A 428-nucleotide genomic window follows, 5' to 3' on the forward strand; every position below is an offset into this window, starting at 1 on the left:
GATCGGGGGTGATGTCCAGCGCATGGCTGATCCACAGCGTCAGCACCCCGCCCAGATACAGCCAGTAGCTGAAGGCCCCCAGCCGGGGAAAGGCCATGTTGCGTTGCCCCAGCATCAGCGGGACCAGCCATAGGGCCATGGCCTCCATCACCGGCACCGAGACAAGGAACAGCATCGTCGACCCGTGCAGCGAGAAGCTTTCATTGTAGAGCTGCGGCCCCATCCGGACATTTTCGGGCGTCGACAGTTGCCACCGCATGTCGAGCGCCAGCATGCCTGCCAGAAACATCAACAGCAGCGCGGTTACGATATAGCGCGCCGCGATCCGCTTGTGATCGACCGTAGTCAGGAAACCCCATAGCCCCGGGGGATCGCGCCAGGTCAGCGACAGGCGGTCGAGCCGATCCTGATCGGGCCTCATTTCAGGC

1 protein-coding gene is annotated in these 428 nt (G+C 63.1%); it reads right to left on the reverse strand.

The genetic code is table 11. From position 1 onward, the window contains the following. On the reverse strand, positions 1-421 hold a 421-nt coding region (locus JWJ90_RS22945), incomplete at its 3' end, for a cbb3-type cytochrome c oxidase subunit I (protein WP_420828937.1). Between the last annotated feature and the right edge of the window lie 7 nt (positions 422-428).

The organism is Desulfobulbus rhabdoformis, from assembly GCF_016919065.1.
GTDB classification, from domain to species: domain Bacteria; phylum Desulfobacterota; class Desulfobulbia; order Desulfobulbales; family Desulfobulbaceae; genus Desulfobulbus; species Desulfobulbus rhabdoformis.